17 protein-coding genes are annotated in these 17,957 nt (G+C 41.8%); 7 read left to right on the top strand and 10 right to left on the bottom strand.

The features are described 5' to 3' along the window. Window positions 1–34 precede the first annotated feature (34 nt). The 5 genes from ACJJI6_RS11795 to ACJJI6_RS11775 all read left to right on the top strand — a co-directional run bounded on the left by ACJJI6_RS11795 (window position 35) and on the right by ACJJI6_RS11775 (window position 3,588). Window positions 35–763, top strand: a complete 729-nt coding sequence (locus ACJJI6_RS11795; RefSeq protein WP_475710548.1) for a helix-turn-helix transcriptional regulator — start codon at window positions 35–37, stop codon at window positions 761–763. 184 nt (window positions 764–947) lie between these two features. Then, complete coding sequence (locus ACJJI6_RS11790) at window positions 948–1,445, top strand: SMI1/KNR4 family protein (protein WP_475710547.1); 498 nt, start codon at window positions 948–950, stop codon at window positions 1,443–1,445. Window positions 1,446–1,877: 432 nt separating this feature from the next. Then, window positions 1,878–2,105, top strand: a complete 228-nt coding sequence (locus ACJJI6_RS11785) for a hypothetical protein (RefSeq protein WP_413664682.1) — start codon at window positions 1,878–1,880, stop codon at window positions 2,103–2,105. Between the two features lie 43 nt (window positions 2,106–2,148). After that, window positions 2,149–2,397: a hypothetical protein gene (locus ACJJI6_RS11780; protein ID WP_444916310.1), complete on the top strand. Its 249-nt coding sequence runs from the start codon at window positions 2,149–2,151 to the stop codon at window positions 2,395–2,397. Between the two features lie 513 nt (window positions 2,398–2,910). Beyond that, window positions 2,911–3,588 carry a DUF7822 domain-containing protein gene (locus ACJJI6_RS11775; protein ID WP_475710546.1) on the top strand — a complete coding sequence of 226 codons (678 nt, stop codon included), beginning with the start codon at window positions 2,911–2,913 and terminating at the stop codon, window positions 3,586–3,588. Window positions 3,589–3,850: 262 nt separating this feature from the next. Here the strand turns inward: ACJJI6_RS11775 and ACJJI6_RS11770 are convergent, their stop codons facing one another. The 4 genes from ACJJI6_RS11770 to ACJJI6_RS11755 all read right to left on the bottom strand — a co-directional run bounded on the left by ACJJI6_RS11770 (window position 3,851) and on the right by ACJJI6_RS11755 (window position 8,029). Then, entirely contained in the window at window positions 3,851–4,588 is a 738-nt protein-coding gene (locus tag ACJJI6_RS11770) for a LytR/AlgR family response regulator transcription factor (RefSeq protein WP_475710544.1), read from the bottom strand. After that, a complete protein-coding gene (locus ACJJI6_RS11765; protein ID WP_475710543.1) occupies window positions 4,585–5,616 on the bottom strand; it encodes a sensor histidine kinase in 1,032 nt (343 codons plus the stop codon). The genes ACJJI6_RS11770 and ACJJI6_RS11765 overlap by 4 nt, the downstream gene beginning before the upstream one ends. A 151-nt stretch (window positions 5,617–5,767) precedes the next feature. Beyond that, window positions 5,768–7,225, bottom strand: coding sequence for an amidohydrolase family protein (locus ACJJI6_RS11760; RefSeq protein WP_475710541.1), 1,458 nt, complete (start codon window positions 7,223–7,225; stop codon window positions 5,768–5,770). 537 nt (window positions 7,226–7,762) lie between these two features. Then, window positions 7,763–8,029, bottom strand: a complete 267-nt coding sequence (locus ACJJI6_RS11755) for a hypothetical protein (protein ID WP_475710539.1) — start codon at window positions 8,027–8,029, stop codon at window positions 7,763–7,765. Window positions 8,030–8,740: 711 nt separating this feature from the next. On the opposite strand from ACJJI6_RS11755, the gene ACJJI6_RS11750 reads away from it, so the two are divergent. Next, window positions 8,741–9,670: a hypothetical protein gene (locus ACJJI6_RS11750; RefSeq protein WP_475710538.1), complete on the top strand. Its 930-nt coding sequence runs from the start codon at window positions 8,741–8,743 to the stop codon at window positions 9,668–9,670. Window positions 9,671–9,777: 107 nt separating this feature from the next. Here ACJJI6_RS11750 and ACJJI6_RS11745 read toward each other — a convergent pair whose 3' ends face one another. From ACJJI6_RS11745 to ACJJI6_RS11730, 4 genes are all read right to left on the bottom strand, one after another. Beyond that, complete coding sequence (locus tag ACJJI6_RS11745) at window positions 9,778–10,209, bottom strand: GFA family protein (protein ID WP_475710537.1); 432 nt, start codon at window positions 10,207–10,209, stop codon at window positions 9,778–9,780. A gap of 677 nt (window positions 10,210–10,886) precedes the next feature. Beyond that, window positions 10,887–11,078, bottom strand: coding sequence for a hypothetical protein (locus ACJJI6_RS11740; RefSeq protein ID WP_475710535.1), 192 nt, complete (start codon window positions 11,076–11,078; stop codon window positions 10,887–10,889). Window positions 11,079–11,088: 10 nt separating this feature from the next. Beyond that, window positions 11,089–12,549 carry an anti-phage dCTP deaminase gene (locus ACJJI6_RS11735; RefSeq protein WP_475710533.1) on the bottom strand — a complete coding sequence of 487 codons (1,461 nt, stop codon included), beginning with the start codon at window positions 12,547–12,549 and terminating at the stop codon, window positions 11,089–11,091. Between the two features lie 1,187 nt (window positions 12,550–13,736). Continuing rightward, window positions 13,737–14,522 carry a hypothetical protein gene (locus ACJJI6_RS11730; protein ID WP_475710531.1) on the bottom strand — a complete coding sequence of 262 codons (786 nt, stop codon included), beginning with the start codon at window positions 14,520–14,522 and terminating at the stop codon, window positions 13,737–13,739. A 1,888-nt stretch (window positions 14,523–16,410) separates the two neighbouring features. Between ACJJI6_RS11730 and ACJJI6_RS11725 the strand changes: the two genes are divergently transcribed. Beyond that, the gene (locus tag ACJJI6_RS11725; RefSeq protein WP_371838595.1) at window positions 16,411–16,611 is read left to right on the top strand and encodes a hypothetical protein; all 201 of its coding nucleotides are present in this window, start codon (window positions 16,411–16,413) and stop codon (window positions 16,609–16,611) included. A 606-nt stretch (window positions 16,612–17,217) separates the two neighbouring features. Here ACJJI6_RS11725 and ACJJI6_RS11720 read toward each other — a convergent pair. Both ACJJI6_RS11720 and ACJJI6_RS11715 read right to left on the bottom strand, forming a co-directional pair. Next, the gene (locus tag ACJJI6_RS11720) at window positions 17,218–17,421 is read right to left on the bottom strand and encodes a hypothetical protein (protein ID WP_475710529.1); all 204 of its coding nucleotides are present in this window, start codon (window positions 17,419–17,421) and stop codon (window positions 17,218–17,220) included. Then, window positions 17,421–17,936 (bottom strand): hypothetical protein, encoded by a 516-nt coding sequence (locus ACJJI6_RS11715; protein ID WP_475710527.1) that lies wholly within the window; start codon window positions 17,934–17,936, stop codon window positions 17,421–17,423. Before ACJJI6_RS11715 ends, ACJJI6_RS11720 begins: the two co-directional genes overlap by 1 nt. Window positions 17,937–17,957: the final 21 nt, after the last annotated feature.

Below are 17,957 nucleotides of genomic sequence, written 5' to 3'. Positions count from 1 at the left end.
AAAAACTGTCACCATTTATTAATATCTGTGTAAAATGAATGTACGTCTCCGACAAGACGCCATAGTGCGAAGCCTTCGGCGAAAGGGCACTTTGACGATTGCCGATTTAGCCGCTGAAGTTGGCGCATCCAGGCGCACCGTGCTGCGTGATATCAGCTCGTTGCGGGATGAGGGTTTTGTTATCCGTTCTGAACCTGGCCCTGGGGGCGGCCTGCAACTTGATCCGCAATCGGTTCAAACTACAGCTCGGCTCTCGGTCGCTGAGATTTTTGCGTTGCTTATTAGCGTTGCATCCGTGCGTGCAGCAGGGAGTTTGCCCTTTTCAGATCTTGCGGATGCCGGGCTGGCAAAAATAGAGAAGGCTTTACCCGTTGATAAGGTGCGTGATTTACGCAGGTTTATGGATTGCCTGTACATCGGTAAGCTTTCACCGGAGGTAGACATATCTAATGTCGGAGAGATGTCGCCCTTACTACTGCCTACCTTTGAAACGGCTTTTCTTCAGCGACTATACCTGAGCTTCCAATATCGTGATGCGAAAGGGGCAGTAACTAGCCGGGTTGTTGAACCGCAAGCTATGTTGATCTTACCACCCTTATGGTATCTGGTAGCTTGGGACCCTGCTCGCAATGACTTTCGTCATTTTCGAATGGATCGGATTAGCCAACCTGAATACCTTCAGGACAATAAGTTTCGAAGACGACATATAGTCTTCGAAGATGGCGTATCTCCAATTCGTGATAATCCCAAAGTTTCAAAATGATTGGGCTTCGTGTCGCAGTAATTATGGTCGCGAATTGAGATTTACGAAATGGCATAAATTGAAGTCATCTCACTCTTCGTTAGGTTTCGGTGAGGCAGGATGTGGAGGAGGCAGTTTAGTCGTTGCGTTAAAAGTTGTAATCTAGACAATGCAGAAACTTATAAATATTTAAAATATAGACGGTATGAGTACGCAAGATATAGAAAGCCGACTTCTGGGCATCAAACAACAACTTAAGCGGCTGAGTGGTTTGGATAAGGATTGTTCTCTCTTTGGTGCAGAGCGCTGGAACTATAACTTCCGTCGGTTTTCGGAGGAAGAAGTTAACGGTGTCGAGAAGAAATACAACATTTCTTTACCGCAGGAGTTTCGGGCCTTTCTTCTTGAGATTGGTTTTGGGGCTGGGCATTCTTATGGTGCTAACGTAGAGGGTCTTCTGTACTACTACCAGGATGACGAAGATGAATATCCGATGTCAGCAGGCACCATTGATATTGCAGAAATAGGCTGTGGTATTGAATTTATGTTAGTTATTAACGGTGCTCATAGGGGAGAGGTATGGGTTACTCAGAGTTACCGTGAGCCACAGCCTTGGTCTAGTAGCTATCTTAACTGGTATGAAGACTGGCTGGCTAAAAGCCTAGAGAGCTTCGAGGTACCGCAAAACCCTCCTAAAGGCTGACTACCCAAGCATTCCCCAAATACTCCTGGTAGCTAGCAGGATACACATTGTTCTACGACAACCCCTCTGCTTCTCCCTTGCATTGAGTTGAGCGGTGTTGCCTATGTACTACTCACCGGTGTTCCCTCACCTTAAGCCTTGTTAATCATTTTTTAATCAAAAAATAGATCGCTGATCGTTTCTTATACAGTCTATGGCTTGTCCCAGCACTTATACGACTGGGTTGCCAATACACAGGAAGTGTATATCTGCGGCTATGGCGTAAACGGTGATTACCCTCGTACCAAACTCCTTGATAACACTGGTAATTTCGCGTGCAGAAGGGCGATATGGGCGGAGTGGGCTCTGGACTGGCGGCAATAGTGACTTGACAGTTCCTGAACCTCTTACCGTATACTGTATGCATGTACAGTATCTTGGGTGGAGGTAGCAATGGGAGCCAGAAGTATCACTATTGACGGGGAGCCGATCCGGATCTGCCGTTACCGATCGGGTTATAACAACCGGCCAATGTACGCTATCTGTATCCTTAACTATACAAAATACGTACGCAGCTTTTCGGTATCAGTAGAGATGAATCTACGCGAGGAGTTAGAGCTGACCCTGGCGCAAATGCGAGGAGTTGAGCGAAGTATAAATTGGATGGAAGTATCAGCTTAGGAATGTAAGGACTTAAGCTGTTTTTATGGATAAGGAGCAAATTATGGGAAGAAAAATCAATCGGTTCGCAATTTTTGCAGAGCGGGTTCATTTAATGAATGGTGGTGCAAAAAGCTTTAGGGATTCTGCACCCACAGAGGAATCCGCAAAGGAACTGGCAGAAGAAATTGCTAAATCTGAAAAAGCGCTGTTTTATTCCTGGTTACAAATTCTCGATATAATGACCGGAAGTTATACAGAATACTCAATCAAGAAGGGTGGGGTATTGGAAGAAAGGGAGTGCCCCGAATAATAGGAGCCTGGTAACTAAGGTAGACTTAATGAACGAAGACAGAGGGTAGAAAAAGTAAGTAATAGTTACATGTATAGCGTGAGTAATTTAAAGTTCAGGTTAAGGCAGGTTGTGGTTTGATAATCTACCGAGTGACCAGAGCTATTTACAGGGGTAAAGTTGAATGGCTCTGGCTACGGCACAGTTAGAAAAACTCCAATCTGAAATTGATTAAAATCAATTTCTGAAAAATATCATTAAAATAAAGCCCCTTTGTACATAATCAGGCTCAGTAGTGGTAGAGTCTAGTTCTAACAGAAATAGAACGCTGGCGGTCAGTACCTAACTTATCCATCTACTCAATTTACGAATGAACCGATGGTTATTAGCAACTAACTGGATGGTAAGCACACATAGTTAACTTCACTCTCGACTTTCTTAGCCAGGAAGTTTTAATCCAATAGTTTTCTTAAGCAGAAAAGGCATGACAGCGATAAAGTTGTGCCGTTGGCAGTATTTATAGGGAGCCTCAAAATGGCAAATCGTTCTTATCTTTATAGCCTTAGTAATCAACCTAAATCCTATTCAGACCGCCCCGAGACTATCTCAGGCTTATCTGAATGGCCATATAGTATTCCCTTCACCTACCGTGTACTAATGTCCGGGAATCCCAATCTGTGCGCGTCATTGGTCTCGGATGGCTTTGAGGACGATTCACCTGATGATAAAACTCAACTTTATGCTATTAGTAGTGACTTTGAGGCAGGATTTGAGCGGTTAAAGAAATTTGTTGAAGTTCTGCGAGTTATTAGCAAAGACATTACGGATCTGCCGGATTCAATGCTAAATGAAACGTTAGAATTCCTTCAAGAGCATAAGGATAGGCATCTACTGCTTGAGACTATCGAGCTGGACTGTATGGATGACTCTGAAGAGTCAGTTCTGCGTGGCTACGTTGAATCCGAAATTATCGCTTGCCGTGAAGCTGGAGCAGCTATTGATGCTCTTCCTGAAGACCCAGAGGTGTCGGCTGATATTGTAAAGAGTGCGGCAGAAAACAATTCAGAATCTGCTTTAAGTCCATTTTATGGGCTCCAGCTCAATGATAAATTTGACAACGTTGAGAGTGAGCCTCCAGTGGGTTTGTATTGGAGTGATATCCTTTATTACGATTTAGAGAGCAAAAAGGAATTTGAAGAGTCTCTTGAATAATTGAATATCGAAACTCTTGTTTTTACTTAAAGAAATGCTGAGCCGGTTTTAAAGGTTTCTGTTTCTTTACCAATGTATTGAATTGGTTCAGCACTTGATCTTTGTCGATATGAGTTATGATGTTGGGATGATTGCTTGATAGTGCTTATGAGGTGGTGTCAAGAACGTACTTGCCAGTATTCTAGATTAAACTCAGCCCGATTTCCATTTATGGTGTAAGCACGGTCTAATCATGTAAGAATAAAGAAACAAATAGCGATTTCTAGCTTCCCTGCTCGAATATCATTTTCAATCTATCGGCTCCGGACCGGCTAGATATTAAAGTGGTTTTCTGTTCATCATCAATAATTACCGCCAATTTTCCGTTTAAATAACGCTGAATTTCCGAGACTTTGTCCAGATTAATCAGATAGCTACGATGTAGGCGTAGAAATTGATCTGGATTAAGCTTTTGCTCCAGTTGATCTAAGCCCATTTGTAAGGGTTTGATGCCTTTCACTGTATGAGCAATAATTGAACCATGTTCAGACTTAATATAAGAAATATCGTTCAGATCAATAAAGGTCATGCGATCATCGCACTTACTTACGAGGCGCTTTAGTGCTATCGAATCACTCCCTACCCGAGTACTGTTATGAATAAGTTTGATTCGCTTCTCCGCTTTTTCGATGGCAGCTTTTAAGCGTTGCAATGGGAAGGGTTTAAGCAAGTAATCGATTGTATCGTGGTTAAAAGCATCAATAGCAAACTTAGAATACGCTGTTGTGAAAATAATATAGGGTTGGTAAGTTAGGGCATCTAGTACATCCAATCCACTAAGATGAGGCATTTCAATGTCCATCAGTAGTAGTTGTGGTTGATGCTCCTCAATCAATGTTAATGCTTCCAGTCCAGATTTTGCTTCTGCAACCAATTCAATAGAGTTAATAGTTGCCAGCTGAGCTTTTAATTTATTCCTTGCCGGTGCTTCATCTTCGGCAATAATGACCCTTAAATTCATACAGACATCTCAACTTTAACGTGGGCACCGCTTTTATTGCTTAGAGTAAGTTTTCCATTTGGTCGTAGCTCAATGCGCTGGCGCAAATTATGAATTCCCGTTCCCTGTGAGTGGATAAAACTAAGAACGCTTTCCTGAAATCCATATCCGTTATCTGCGACCTCAATAATTACCTTGTCATTCTTTAAGTAGATACGACATTGAATATGTAAGTTTTCTATTGTGCGACAATGTTTGAAGCAATTCTCAAAAATTGGCTGTAATAATAGGGGAGGGATAGAGATATCACTGGCTCTTGGGTCTACCGTAATCTCTACTTTCAAATTATCACCAAAACGTACTTTTTCTATCTCTAAATACTTATTAATCAGTTCAATTTCTTCTTTGATTGTAGTTTCTTCTAGCTCGCCAGTGTCGAGAGAATGTCTCAAAATATCTGCTAGTTTATGTAAAACTTCATCAGCAAGGTTTGGATCGCTATGAATATAGGAGGAGATAGTATTAAGACTGTTAAACATAAAGTGTGGATTTAGCTGATAACGTAATGTTTGTAATTTTGCTTTCTGCATGGCGAGCTTTTGCTCAGAGACTTTATGGCGGTATTCCAGCATGGCGTAAGAACAGTATAAACAGGTAGCCCACATTAGCCCATTAAAGATAATGCCCAGTCCCATATTCAAGCCGCCTTCGACATTAAAGGCGTTCTCTATAAACCAGCTAACGCACTGATTGCCGATAGTCATATGGACTACCAGGATCATCCACTCGATTAACAATGAATGATACCCTCTGCGTCTAAGGCGCAATACAATGAGAGCTGTGGACCAGGTGGGTAGCCAATAAAAGAAAACAAACCATATCGGAGCACCAGTGAGAGCATTGCTGAACGAGCTTATATCTCCTGATTCAAAAAAAACAAATACGCAAGCTATATCTAGTAATAGAACGACGACAAATGATTTCGCAAAGAAAGGATGCTTAAGATCTTTTAGTATTGACATAAAATATTGATGAGCAATAGCTATCATAGCTTATTCTGTATTGGCCAATTATATTGGGATTAAATAAGATAAGATAGTTTTAATTCAACCCAGCTTGATGTGTTTTCTTATTATCTAAAGGTGAGTATCAGCACCCATAAATTACAATTTAAATGAGTGCTGACACTGTGAGGTCTTTTTATATTCTATGGTCTTTCTTCTCCGAAGAAGATTCACAACTGGAACCGATAGGGGGAGTGGCGTAACTCTGCTCGATGAGCTGTTTTCTCTCTACCGGCACACCTGCAAGATAGATTTTTTCTGGGTTTGTAATTGCTTGTATGTTCTCAATAGGATTTTTATTTAGCAGAATAAAGTCAGCACGTTTTCCCTGGGATATTGACCCTATATTCTCACTTGCATTCAAAGTTTTTGCTGCAATCTGTGTTGTGGCGAGTAAAATTTGCTGATTAGATAGACCCGCCTTGTGCAAGGCTAATATCTCGCTTATTAAGCCCAGTCCGTGTGGCGAGTAGGGGTTGCCGGAGTCAGAGCCAGCGCCAATTTTTATTCCGGCTTTAGCTAGCTTGATCACGTTATTATATGCGATAGATTTTTTCTCCCAGGCTAGTTTTCTACTGGCCGTTGGTGCCTGGACTTCATTAAACAGGCAGTCCTTCATTTTTGGGTGTATTGGTGCCAAGTCTAATTGAGTGATAGATTGATTTTCATGTTCATCAGCCTGATTATGAAGCACTGATAGAGTGGGTATATAGGTAACCTCGTTTTGTAGCATGAGCTTTATAAATTCATTGTCCACTGGTTCAAAATTGATACCGTGGGCTAAAGCAGTAGCCCCGGCCTTGATTGCTCGTTTCCCATCTTCCAGGGTGGAGACATGAACAAAAAACGGTAAGTCGGCGCTTTGGGAGCGTTTTCCAATCTCTTTGAGTACATCACCTGAGAGCGGGACGACAGTACCATCAAAAGTTTCTATGATGGCTTTGGTCAACTTTGGCTGGTAACTTAAATGTGTATCCCAGCTCGCACTGATTTGCTCGATACTGTCAATCTCATGAACTTTCACTCCGAATTGGGTACCGTGACCTCTAGGGTTGGTGAAGGCGGGTCCAGAGGCAAATACTAGTGGAGCCGAATCGTTCAACTGGGATATAGATTGCATCATCTCGCTCGACATCAGAAGGTCTGTGACAGCGGTAACGCCATAATAGAGTTGATTGTTTAAGTTGGTTTCTAGCGGCAGATGCTGATAATTCTTATAAGTTGACCCTGATGCACTCAAGTGCACATGTAAATCGATTAGGCCCGGTATCGCATATTTGCCCTGTGCGTCGTGGGTATTCTCGGCAGGTAGGGCTGTCCTGGTCATTGGAGTGATTCTGGCTATGCGGTCATCTTGAATGTAAATACGGCTTTTCTCGCTAAAGCCTTCCGCATCGCTGGTTAATATTTGTACATTGTCGATTCTCAAATCGTAGTCATTCTTTTTGGTTTCGAGGGCGAAGCTATTACTTGAGGCTAATAGTAAACAGGAGGCAATGGCTGTAACTTTCATAAGAGTTTCTTTTCCTATTGAGTTTTGACCTAGCTTATAGCGACAGTAATCTCGGTGTTTAAAAAAGTGACGAATCGACATATTCGTAGACGAACGAACAGTTTAAGCCTGTGAGTGGTGTGGCATTGAAGTGAGTTGTGGTGTCTGCTCCTGGCTTGTCAAGGCTAGCCTTGACTATGGAGGACAGTTCAAAGCGGTCTTTTTATTGATATAAAGGACGGCAGGCTTGTAATTGCTTGTTGTGGTATAAGTTGCCGCATCTTGGGAAATCTGCCAGCTGGCTTTTGCCGTCCCAATTGAGACGATGTCCATATCTTTTGCCCGGCCCCATATCTTTACCATCTTTATGTACACAAGCAAGTGCAGTGGCCGCTCATGAGAATTTTCGCGCTGCGTGGAATAGGCTTGGTTACCCCCTATTTGGCTGGCCATTTATGCAGAGTTTGATTCAGCGTTTTACGCGGTATCAATATGGATTGTATTTTAAGCTACTACTTTTGAGGGTGCCCAGAATTGTTGGGATGAAGGTTTGAGATGGTAGTAGTACTAGTCAGCTCAACGCTAAACTGGTTTGTAGAGCTTCCATTTTCAATTCTTGAATAATGAGTATTGGTACTATTAAGCCTGTTTACTCACTTTACACCATATATCGTAGAAGCCTACTGATTGCATATAACCTGATATTTCATATTCGAGATCAGGTAACATTTCAAGATTGCCTGCGCTGCTCATTATCTCTATTTCGTTTTCCTGGTCATCATGAATAGAATCAACAACCCGCCAAATAAAGAGAGAAAACTTTTCTGCTTCACTAGCGTTATTTACCCCTTCCTTTAGTATTTTAAGTATTGAGTCATATTTGTGTGATTTTGCATAGTAAAGCATTAAGGAGCCTCTGAATAACTCCGTGATACCTCTGGCTTTCAGAGCGGTTCACAATCAAGGCGCGGCTTCGCAGGAATGTCTAGACCTTTCAAGAAGTCGCAACGCGGAGTGTGAATCGCTCTGCAAGCCCCGAAGGGCGGGCCTTGAAGGCCGCACCTGCTGCGTTGCAGCTCTTGCAAAGGGCTACGGCCATTCGCGGCGAGCTGCGCCTAACATCTGCAGCCTTCAAGACTCGCAGAGGCATTACGGAGTTATTCAGAGGCTCCTTAAGTCTTCAATGTGAGCATATCTTTTAAATTCAATCATAAATAACCAGCACTTTTTGGTTTTAGTAAAACTATTAATAAAAGATAGACTTATGTGGTTGCTCACCCATTTGTCTGACGGATAATATCCTCATTCTAGACGCGCGCAAGATAGCTAAGATCTATTGGTGATCATTACCAATGAGCAATGATTTCACACTTTGTGAACTTGCTTCAAGAAATTTTTTGGTTGACAAAGAATCCCCTCAGAATGCTATTTTTTTCACATTTGTTAAGTACCTAGCAATGTGAACGCTACCTTATTTACTCTAAATACGTGAACTATATATGATCAGGTGCAAGATCTGCCTGCATAGGTTTTTGTAGGCTAAAAGCAGTATTCATTGAGGTAATAATTATGTTTAAACGGAGGAAGTCTTACAGCTTTCTACTGGTTATAGCTTTTATGAGCTACTTTGTTTCTCCTCCTGCGTGGTCTCATGTACGCTGGTTTGTACAAAACGATGGTAATGCAGTTGAGTTCGAGTGGAATTGGATATATGCGTTAGTTCTTTTGGGGGGCTTTCTATACTGTATGGTGAACAGATCCTTACAGTCGCTTGAAACAGTAGCTGTTCACAGAGCATCTAATAAATTTCCCTACCTCTGGTCCGACATTGGTCGTCACAAAATTTGGCATATCACGTCTGCATTGATTGGGTTAACCTTTGTTTTTAATTATTTTTCGGGTGTATTACTGGCCCCTAACCTGGAATTCTCTGCCACGCAAAGTCTTGTTAATGAGTTTCAGCTGGTAATTGGTATTGTGTTAATTTTAGATGTCAGCCTAAGAAGCTCCGGGTATCTAATCTTCGCGCTTTTGCTCTCAATAATGGCTACTTACCCATTCTCAATCTGGATTGATTACGGCTTTGAATTTTTAGGGCTTTCACTAGCATTTATATTGTACCAAAAGCCAGATCTTGGACTGCTTGCTTTACGCTGCGGGCTAGGCCTTCAGCTAATGACTCTGGCAGTTCACAATAAGTGGCTCAACCCTCATCTGGGCCTTGAGTTTCTACAGCACTATCATTGGAACTTCATGTCTAATCTGGGGTGGCATTCTTTCTCCGATTTGACCTTCGTTTTTTCTGCGGGAATGGCTGAGTTCTGCTTTGGGTTGGTTATCTTGTTGGGCTGGTCAACGCGGTTAGCAACTCTTACGGTATTAAGTTTCTTTCTATTAACTGCATCGATTCTTGGTATTCATGAGTTGATAGGGCATTTGCCAATACTTGGGGCCGGAATTCTGCTGGTTGTATTTGGTGGAGGTTCTAATTTGAAAGATATTAGCCGAGATGGGTTTATCTTAATTAGATCCTTAAGTGCCCACTAGGTATACGAATTAAATAACACATGGGCCTGAAAAGTTGGGTGTCCGTAGATTTGATAGGGAGCTTTAGTGTGATTTGAGCACTAGCCCCCTATCTCTCTGGTAACTATCTATTTGTAGTCATTGACTAGCTGCCCATTTGATGACTCCTTGAATTGAGGATGTTCATCATCGATTTCGTAAAAATCAGATTTTTCACCGGTGAAAATATGCCCTATAGTTTTCAATCCGGTTGGGCCATCGAGTGATCCAGCAATAATTCCAGTTGCATCGAGATTAAATGGTTCCCAGAATAGGCTTGAGCCACATTGCTGGCAGAAGCCTCTGCGGGCTACTTCTGATGTTTTATACCACGCCAGCCCATCATCTCTTGTTATCTTAATATTGACCTTGCGAGCTTTTGTGTGGGGGCCGAAACTTCCATGTAGTTTTTGACACATACTACAATGACAGTTAACTACGTTGCGTAGTGGCCCTTTAACCTCATATCGGACAGCTCCACACAAGCAACCACCGGAAGTAATTTTATTTTCTCTATTCATATCGTGAGTCTGTAGATACAAGAATTTACATAAATATATAATTTAAGTTTAGTATGCCTTTCTCTCATTTATAAATTATCCATTTAAGCTTAAAATTCAGGTCTGATAAATTGATATAAGCATAACTATTGATAGCCTGGTTAGCTTTTCATCTCTTCTAAGTCGATATAAATTACGAGATGATCTTGGTTCCTTAAGACACATATGTAAAGAAATTAACAGCTAAATTGAAGAAAGATTATACAATCTAGATTCAGTCTGCTAGTGGCGATACTAGTAATTTTTACCATACTTTATATCTTTGTTGCACAGAAATTTCCTTCGTGCATAGGGAGAGGCGCAGTAGTAAGAGGGGGTGGCCTCTAATGAAATTTGAGTGCAGGCATTGAAGATGCCCTACTTATCCTTTATTTGTATAGTATTCGATCCGATATTTTATACGGCGTCAATATTGGTGGCGCTTGAGGCTACTATTTTGTGGTTATCCAGAATGGTCGTTAAATTGTTGTTTTGGGTGACTAGGAGTTTTTTGTAGACAACTCCTGATAAGCTATTTTCAGGTCCTCCCCCCTGTGGGGGGGGAAGATAAAAGGAGGATGTTTAAATAGGAATAACGAAAAATTAATAAACTAATAGAAAGCTGAACGCCATATGGCGCGAATCCTTACTTCGAAATTTTAACTACAAAGCAATTTGTGCTGGTGTCTAAGGCTTTGATCGGAATACTCACCTTTTTCTTTTAGGTCACTTTCAGGGTTATTTCCTTTGGAGTGACTATATTTTGTTATTTGGTATTCACGCATCCACTTTGGCCAGGATTCAATAACCTCCTCCACTTTACTTTCGCCTGTATGATTCACTTTCTTCATATAAAGATCCTCACTTTTCCCCGTCTTGATAAAAACTATTTTCTTTAAGCTCTAAGACTAGTCTAGCTTCAGCTTGGATATAGGAAAAAGGCAGCATTGGCACCCTAAATTGCTCATTTACACTTCGTGACCACTCTTTCAAATTACCACCTTTTTTTCTAGTAATCTTCCTACCATTTCCTAAAGACATGGAGAATAGATCAACAAATTTTCTTGGACCGATCCCAACAAAGGGTTCGAATTTTACCTTCGAATTCTCTCCTTCGCCATCAGCCTCTATAGAATCACCATGGAGTTCTGTAGCATAGCTCTTAGGGTAGGGTTCAATAAATTTTACTTTCTTTACTCCCGCCGCAACAATATGTTTAGCACAGTTGTGGCAAGGGTATGTTGTCGTAAAGAGAGTCGCTTTTCTGGTAGATATCCCGTTTCTTGCGGCAGAGATCAAAGCTTCCATTTCCGCGTGAACGGCGCGGCCATATTCTGTTATATCCAATAAGCCTGTGTCTTTTAGTAAAGTTCTACCTTCAGCCAAAAGGTCAATGTCAGTTTTATCTCCCTCTCCTTTAAGCTTCTTCATAATGCTTAAAATTATTTCATTCTTTTTTTTCTCGTTATAATCACAACCCTTGACATGATCCCTTTCATCCGTTTCCCCGGGCCAGTATAGCCCTCCACCAAACTTAGGTACATCGTTTGCCCCAGTAGATAATATATCATCTTCTTCATTAACAATTACTGCTCCAACCTGTCTAGACAAATCCGCAGACCTGAGTGATGCAGCGTAGGCCATAAACATTGCATACTCATCAGACGTAGGGGAGATCACTGGTTTAGAAAATAGCAAATCGAAAACTCTACCAATCTGCTGACTTAAATCTCCGTCAGATGCCACAAACGCATCAGCAGTTTGAAACACGTCTCTGGTGCGCTGCCCAAATGGTAGCCCTTCTTTATCATCGCGCTGGATAAGTTCATCAAGCTCAGCCTCAGGAACACCCTTAGAGTCTTTTAAGTAGTGCTTCCTACTTTCGATACTCGATGAAATACCAAGTAAAAAAAATCCTGGCCCATAAACCTGTCTTAGAGTCTCTACTTCATCAGGATGCTTGAGTGAACGAATAACATGTACAACTCGCCCCAAAGGGTCTTGAAAGCCCCCCTCAAACTTTCTATCCAAATTGATTCTCTCAATGGCTAACAGCGAAAAAAAATCAGCCCTGCCAGATAGCTTTCGCGCTTGATTACCTTTGGTCATTCCTTCCTTTAGGCGAGTGCTTTCCTTTATATGACCAGAATTTGCGCTTTCTTCATTTTGAAATAGCTGGCTTAAATGGATTAAGTTTGTTTTGTATTCATATTGGTTCAGAAAGTTTGTAATAGCGGCTGTAACTGCGTCAAGATCCACTCCAACTGGGCTTACAAGCCCAAGAATAAGTTCACAGTCCTTTGAATAAGTTTCAGTTGCCATAAAATTTGAAGCACAAATGAGATACTTTTTACATAGTTATTGGTAATTTGTGAATCTATCAAAAACTCCATTGGAGGTATAGTTTTATTAAGCCTTTACCTGTCACCGATTGTTTTTTGATCGGCTTCAGCGCCTAGAGTCTCTCTGAAGCAAGTCCCACAGTTATTCTTCGTAAATCCTTCTTAGTTTCACTGTTTTCTACCTGACAGCCGATTCCATAAGTAAATCTCACGCTAAATCTAGAGTTGTTTCACGCCTTAATTTCATTAATCACTAATGAAAGGTAAATAATTTGAATAGGAAATCAATAAATTCAAAAACGAAAGTACCAGTTCTTTCATAAAAAGTTGGAAAAACTATATGATTAGCGAGTTGGCGAAAGTATTACTTAGTAGATGAAAGTGTGTCCTATTTTGATTGTATTCGAAAATGTCCCTCCCCCCCTCTAAACTGGTACTTTAGTCTTGTTGGAACCTGCACATCTTAATTGAGATTAGCCAAAGCTAAAGATGCTAGCTGTGCAAACAAGAAGCCAGAATGTTTGATACAAACAGCTTTGCTACCACGCCTTTTATCGGTAATTACGCGTAGTTCCTTCAGGGTGGGAAGTGCTTTAAGGCAGGAAAGTTCTTTGTAGGGGGCTCAAGAGGGGGAGTTGAGTGTGTATTTTAAACTTACAGAGTGCGATGGTATGGCCGTGCTTCGCGCTACCAGCAGCTTAAATAACTTTTTGTGTATCAGTAGCTAGTATGACCAATTTATTATTCGAACCACAAAGTCAAACTGCCAACAGTAGTTGGAGGTATGTAAATTGAAGTAGTCTTTACTTATCTAAAAGTTACTGACACTTTTAGATTGGTTGGCCCTATTAATTTTTGAATGAGTGGTACTACTAAAATTTGAATTGAGGTAAGTGGCGCTGGATAACGGTAAGCTACGTGAACGGCTCAGTTCTCCAAGGTAGCGGAAAGTTGCGTTTGCAGAATTTTGATTTAATTTCGAGCTATCTGGAATTTAGGTTTTATATCGGTGGTATAGCTAGAAGCGATGCGCTTTTAGGGGGAGGCCCCCTAAAAGTATTCTTATGAATCAAGGGGTTAGATAAACTTATGACATTGCGTTAGTGACCTTACATCGATACTTTGTTGGTGTGTAATTAGGTAGCGTAAATAAGGTTAGTGATTAATTCAAACTAATCCTTGTTTTTCTAGAGATTCATAGAAATTTTCATAAATTATAATTTCCCTAAGTTTTTTAGGGTCTTTAATGAAGTTGTCCTTCATTGCTTTGCCAAAATGATAGCAAAACTTCATTTGTTTACTGCGTTCACTTATAAGAGCGTTCGAGAAGTGGCTCCATTCATTTGAAGGAAACTCATTTTTATTCAGGTTTATTTGCCTTTTGTGTATGGATGTATACCACTGTACTGCATTGCCTAGATCTTGAAAGAGCCCCATAAGCTTTATTACATCAGAAACCATTTGCCCTCTGTTTGTTAGCTTATTGATTTGATCTGTATTTATTGCATTATCACCGATTTTTTCATATTTAGTCTCGCTATATGTGTAAATTACTTCCCAACGCTTATCAATCATTTCTCTTAGTAGGGAGATATATCTCAGGTAATTTTCTGCTTGTTGATTAATGCTCTGTGCTTTTCTGGCCTCTGTCAGTTGAATTTGTAAGGATAAGTACGCTGCAATTGCAGCGAGTATTGCGAGGAATGGGCCTAGGATATTGTTGAAGTAAACTGCAAAACTTTCCCATGCTTTTGGGGATGTTGTAAAAGAGTATCCGCCAACTATTACAGCTATGATATAAGCAAGAATTGGAACTGAAAGAAAGAGTGAAGTAAGCGTAATCCATAGAGGTAGGCGTTTAACGTTGATCTTATTTCTCCTTTTTAGTGGCTTAACTATTTCAGGTTGTTTGAAGTGTATTTTTGGAAGCTTTAAAGATTGGAATTTCTTCATTGCCGGTATTTAATAGGCGTAAGAACTCTCTAAGTGTTTGTTTTTGAAAAGTTGAAAAGTTGAAAATGAAAGTTTAGCTCTAGGTACTATTTATGTTGCTTCTCGAGCACACCTTGCTTGTTGAGTCTAATTAATAGTTTGATTTTAAATTAAATTTTCGTTGGTAGATCCTTATGAGTCTTACTTATTTTTAGGAGTATGGTTGAAGTAGACTTTTCTGGTGTCGCTTAGTAATACTGTTAAAAAACCTAGGCTCAAAGACTTAACAGCATACTGTATCGATACGTGGTTGACCTTTCGGCCTTTAAAGCGTTGTTTTGGTTTTCAGGAAGATAATAAAAAACCCGCGAAAGCCTACGCTATCGCGGGTTTGAGATATGGTACAGAGGCCGGACTCGAAAAACGGATGGAAAGCTAGTGATTCCAGGGCCTCTGGATACAATCCTGAAAAAAGTAGCACCAAATGTAGCACCACTTTGAATTCCTGCTCCTCAATTAAAGGCACTCAACAATAGGGCATACCACTAAAAAGAGCCTCTATACACACCCTGCCATTTCATCTGATTTGACCTTAGTCTTGGCCAGTATCCATATACCTCAAACCGCGAATCTGGCGGTTTGGCCTGCTATCGACAGGGGACTGGCTTGAGCATGAGCGGCTGGTAGAGCACTTGAGATGGAGTATCGAAGCGCGACATCACCTCAATACCCAGGTGGCCTATGCTTCACCTCCTCCAAAACCGCAGGATTGGCGGTTTTTAGAGGTAAACCAAAACCGGCAAATCACCGGTTTTCACTGCCAGACCAAAACCGACACTTTGTCGGTTTGAAACGCCCAGAACAACTACCTAATTATTACTCCCCCCTACCTGAATTAAGCCATTGTGAAATCTAAGCTAGGACGGCAGTACCGGATACAAGGCTGCCAGATATCCAACCTACCCCCCGTGGGTTCAGCTGGTCAGAACACCAGACCCCGAATTAGGGGTTTGCCCCTAACAGGCTCTAAGGAGGGTATAACCCCCCTAGGAAAAATCAGATATCTGTTAAATAAGCGGGGTCCGAATTACCCGTGTGTTGGACACTCAGGAGGACCCGTTGAACCCTAAGCTTGGCTTAGAGTTCAGCCATAGCCATCAAGCCAACTAGTGGGCGGTTAATCTACACGCTGTTCCAGAAGTAGAGATATCGGATGCCCTGGCCCGCCAAAGACTCAGCCATAGACGGGAGCTACGCCGTTACGCCCGGTAGATATTCACTGCCTGAGCTACCATGCAAGGAAGTGAATTAAACTCACATCTTTACCGTCCACGGTACGCACAATCTGCGTACTCTGCACGAGAAGCAATCACAGTCGAATAGATTGCCCACGTCGTCACGAATAGAGACTCTGAAGCAATTGAGTAATGCCCTCTCAATATTCTGCTGAGGTATATCTCCTCTACAACGCACATGTTGATGATACCCACTCGTCCGCAGTCTCAGCCCAGCCAAAGGGGGGGGAGGGGAGGGTTAACTTCTATCCCTCTCAAATAAAGGTGTTACAGGTGTACAGGTGTTACAGAATCGCTGTAAGCCGCATGGTTATTGGCTTTCCGCTGTCACACCTTTTTGTTACCCCTAATCTGTTACAAATGACGGGTGTAACAGGCCAAACCTCACATCCAAGACGATAGGTCCAATTGAGATTGAGTGAATTGCTGAAAAGATCAATTCCCACATAGGTCTGACTAACTAGCCCAATTGATTGCTAGGCACTTAGCAGTACAATCGTGGTTCAAGTCGGTCTAAAGCCTTACCACTAACCATCTACATCCAATGGTTAGTTTGTGTATCGGAACAGGGAAAGCCTCAATATCTGATGGGCGCGTATCAAAAGGAGAGAAACATGGAACAGTTTGTATTAATACTAACCCTGGCATTAAAACCAGTAAGCGGCGAGAGTGGAGCAAGTGTGGCAATGGCTGAATTTAACAGTAAAGAAGCTTGTGAAGCAGCGGCTTCCGAATGGAAGCGCCAGGTAGTGGCACGCTATCCCATTAAAATGAGACCGGACCACGCATATATAGCCCTCTGTATGCCGAAATAGAGCGAGGGGGTTAAAACCTCCAGAAAAATCTTCATATCCCACAGAAATCCCAATACTCTAAATATTGGTAAGTTGTAGTGGTTTAGACTTGATCTAACAGTTACTGGCTTTTCAGAAGATGTTCTGTCAGGTCAAGTTTGAAATATTATAGATAAATTATTTGGATGCTGCTCCGATCTAAATAAGTGGCAATCCAAGTCTAAATTATTTCCCCTTACTCCCTCTATTATCTTGACTACCCCTTTTAGAAGCTTTCAAGTCTTTACGGTGCTCCTTAGCATTTGTACTCTTCCAGCTTATCGAAAAATAGCTGTAACTCTTCCATAGAGCTGAGTATCTAGGGGCTTTGATTTGGCATAATAAAGCCGAATATTATTGGTACTCCACGTAGCATGCCTAATAACTATTCCTTGTGGATAATCGGGCTACTCATTACATTCACCACACCCGACAAGCACAACTCTTCTCATTCATTTCAATTTTGCCCCCTTACTTTTCATCTGAGCCTTAATCTGAGCTGCATAGATAGTGGCCTTAGTACGGGCATCTTCCGGTGACACTTCCCCCTTTTGCGGTGCGAACTGCTTTTCCGTATTGGACTGTGGCTTATTCGTCTTTGTCGTCATCCTTGCATATCTCTTCGATAGATTTTTGGGTTCCAGAGGCGAGGTGATCAGGCTCCTCAATATCCTCGGAAATTTTCTTTAGTTCACGGCTGCGGCGCTTGGCAAATTCTTCGATCTCGGTTTGCGTCCAGCCTTTCTTTTGTCTGGCCTCAGCCAGGCGTTTCACTTTGTCTTTATCAGTCATCACAATATATCTCTTGTCAGGTAGTCGCCCTTGGCAATGTACTGATATCCGTATCTCTCATAGAAGGCTTTCACCGTTTCATTAACCGGATTCATAATCCTAATATGATTGGCATTGATCATCCGCGCATAGATTTCATACGCTAGGATAATGGTATCGAATACATTGGAGCGTTCACCCAGGTCACGCGGCATGGCTTCCACTACATCCAAGCGCATACCTGTAGCATGATAGGTAGGACGGCCTAAAGAGATAGCCGTAAGTATGTTGTTCTCCCATACGGCGATTTCAAAACGCTTGGGGTAGCTTTTCTTGTAGTAGCTGTAGTTTTGCGGCCAGTCCCAGTTGTACTGTCGAAGCCTTGAGGATTCCCAGTTTTGGGTGGCCTCTAGGGCTTGAGAGGTAATCTGGGTTAGTTTCAAATTACCTGTTAGTGAATTCTGTGAAACTTCCAAAGCGAGTGCGCGTAGCTTTTCATAGCGCTGCTCTGCCTCGATCCTTGAGGGTAGTGACATTGTGTTACCTCACTCCTTGAA

The sequence above is a fragment of the Microbulbifer maximicatervae (SeqCode) genome (genome assembly GCF_056232625.1).
This window is presented reverse-complemented; position numbering and strand designations above follow the sequence as displayed.

Coding starts and splice junctions, on each gene's coding strand:
- ACJJI6_RS11795 (WP_475710548.1), top strand. CDS start 35: ATGAATGTACGTCTCCGACAAGACGCCATAGTGCGAAGCCTTCGGCGA.
- ACJJI6_RS11790 (WP_475710547.1), top strand. CDS start 948: ATGAGTACGCAAGATATAGAAAGCCGACTTCTGGGCATCAAACAACAA.
- ACJJI6_RS11785 (WP_413664682.1), top strand. CDS start 1,878: ATGGGAGCCAGAAGTATCACTATTGACGGGGAGCCGATCCGGATCTGC.
- ACJJI6_RS11780 (WP_444916310.1), top strand. CDS start 2,149: ATGGGAAGAAAAATCAATCGGTTCGCAATTTTTGCAGAGCGGGTTCAT.
- ACJJI6_RS11775 (WP_475710546.1), top strand. CDS start 2,911: ATGGCAAATCGTTCTTATCTTTATAGCCTTAGTAATCAACCTAAATCC.
- ACJJI6_RS11770 (WP_475710544.1), bottom strand. CDS start 4,588: ATGAATTTAAGGGTCATTATTGCCGAAGATGAAGCACCGGCAAGGAAT.
- ACJJI6_RS11765 (WP_475710543.1), bottom strand. CDS start 5,616: ATGATAGCTATTGCTCATCAATATTTTATGTCAATACTAAAAGATCTT.
- ACJJI6_RS11760 (WP_475710541.1), bottom strand. CDS start 7,225: ATGTCGATTCGTCACTTTTTTAAACACCGAGATTACTGTCGCTATAAG.
- ACJJI6_RS11755 (WP_475710539.1), bottom strand. CDS start 8,029: ATGCTTTACTATGCAAAATCACACAAATATGACTCAATACTTAAAATA.
- ACJJI6_RS11750 (WP_475710538.1), top strand. CDS start 8,741: ATGAGCTACTTTGTTTCTCCTCCTGCGTGGTCTCATGTACGCTGGTTT.
- ACJJI6_RS11745 (WP_475710537.1), bottom strand. CDS start 10,209: ATGAATAGAGAAAATAAAATTACTTCCGGTGGTTGCTTGTGTGGAGCT.
- ACJJI6_RS11740 (WP_475710535.1), bottom strand. CDS start 11,078: ATGAAGAAAGTGAATCATACAGGCGAAAGTAAAGTGGAGGAGGTTATT.
- ACJJI6_RS11735 (WP_475710533.1), bottom strand. CDS start 12,549: ATGGCAACTGAAACTTATTCAAAGGACTGTGAACTTATTCTTGGGCTT.
- ACJJI6_RS11730 (WP_475710531.1), bottom strand. CDS start 14,522: ATGAAGAAATTCCAATCTTTAAAGCTTCCAAAAATACACTTCAAACAA.
- ACJJI6_RS11725 (WP_371838595.1), top strand. CDS start 16,411: ATGGAACAGTTTGTATTAATACTAACCCTGGCATTAAAACCAGTAAGC.
- ACJJI6_RS11720 (WP_475710529.1), bottom strand. CDS start 17,421: ATGACTGATAAAGACAAAGTGAAACGCCTGGCTGAGGCCAGACAAAAG.
- ACJJI6_RS11715 (WP_475710527.1), bottom strand. CDS start 17,936: ATGTCACTACCCTCAAGGATCGAGGCAGAGCAGCGCTATGAAAAGCTA.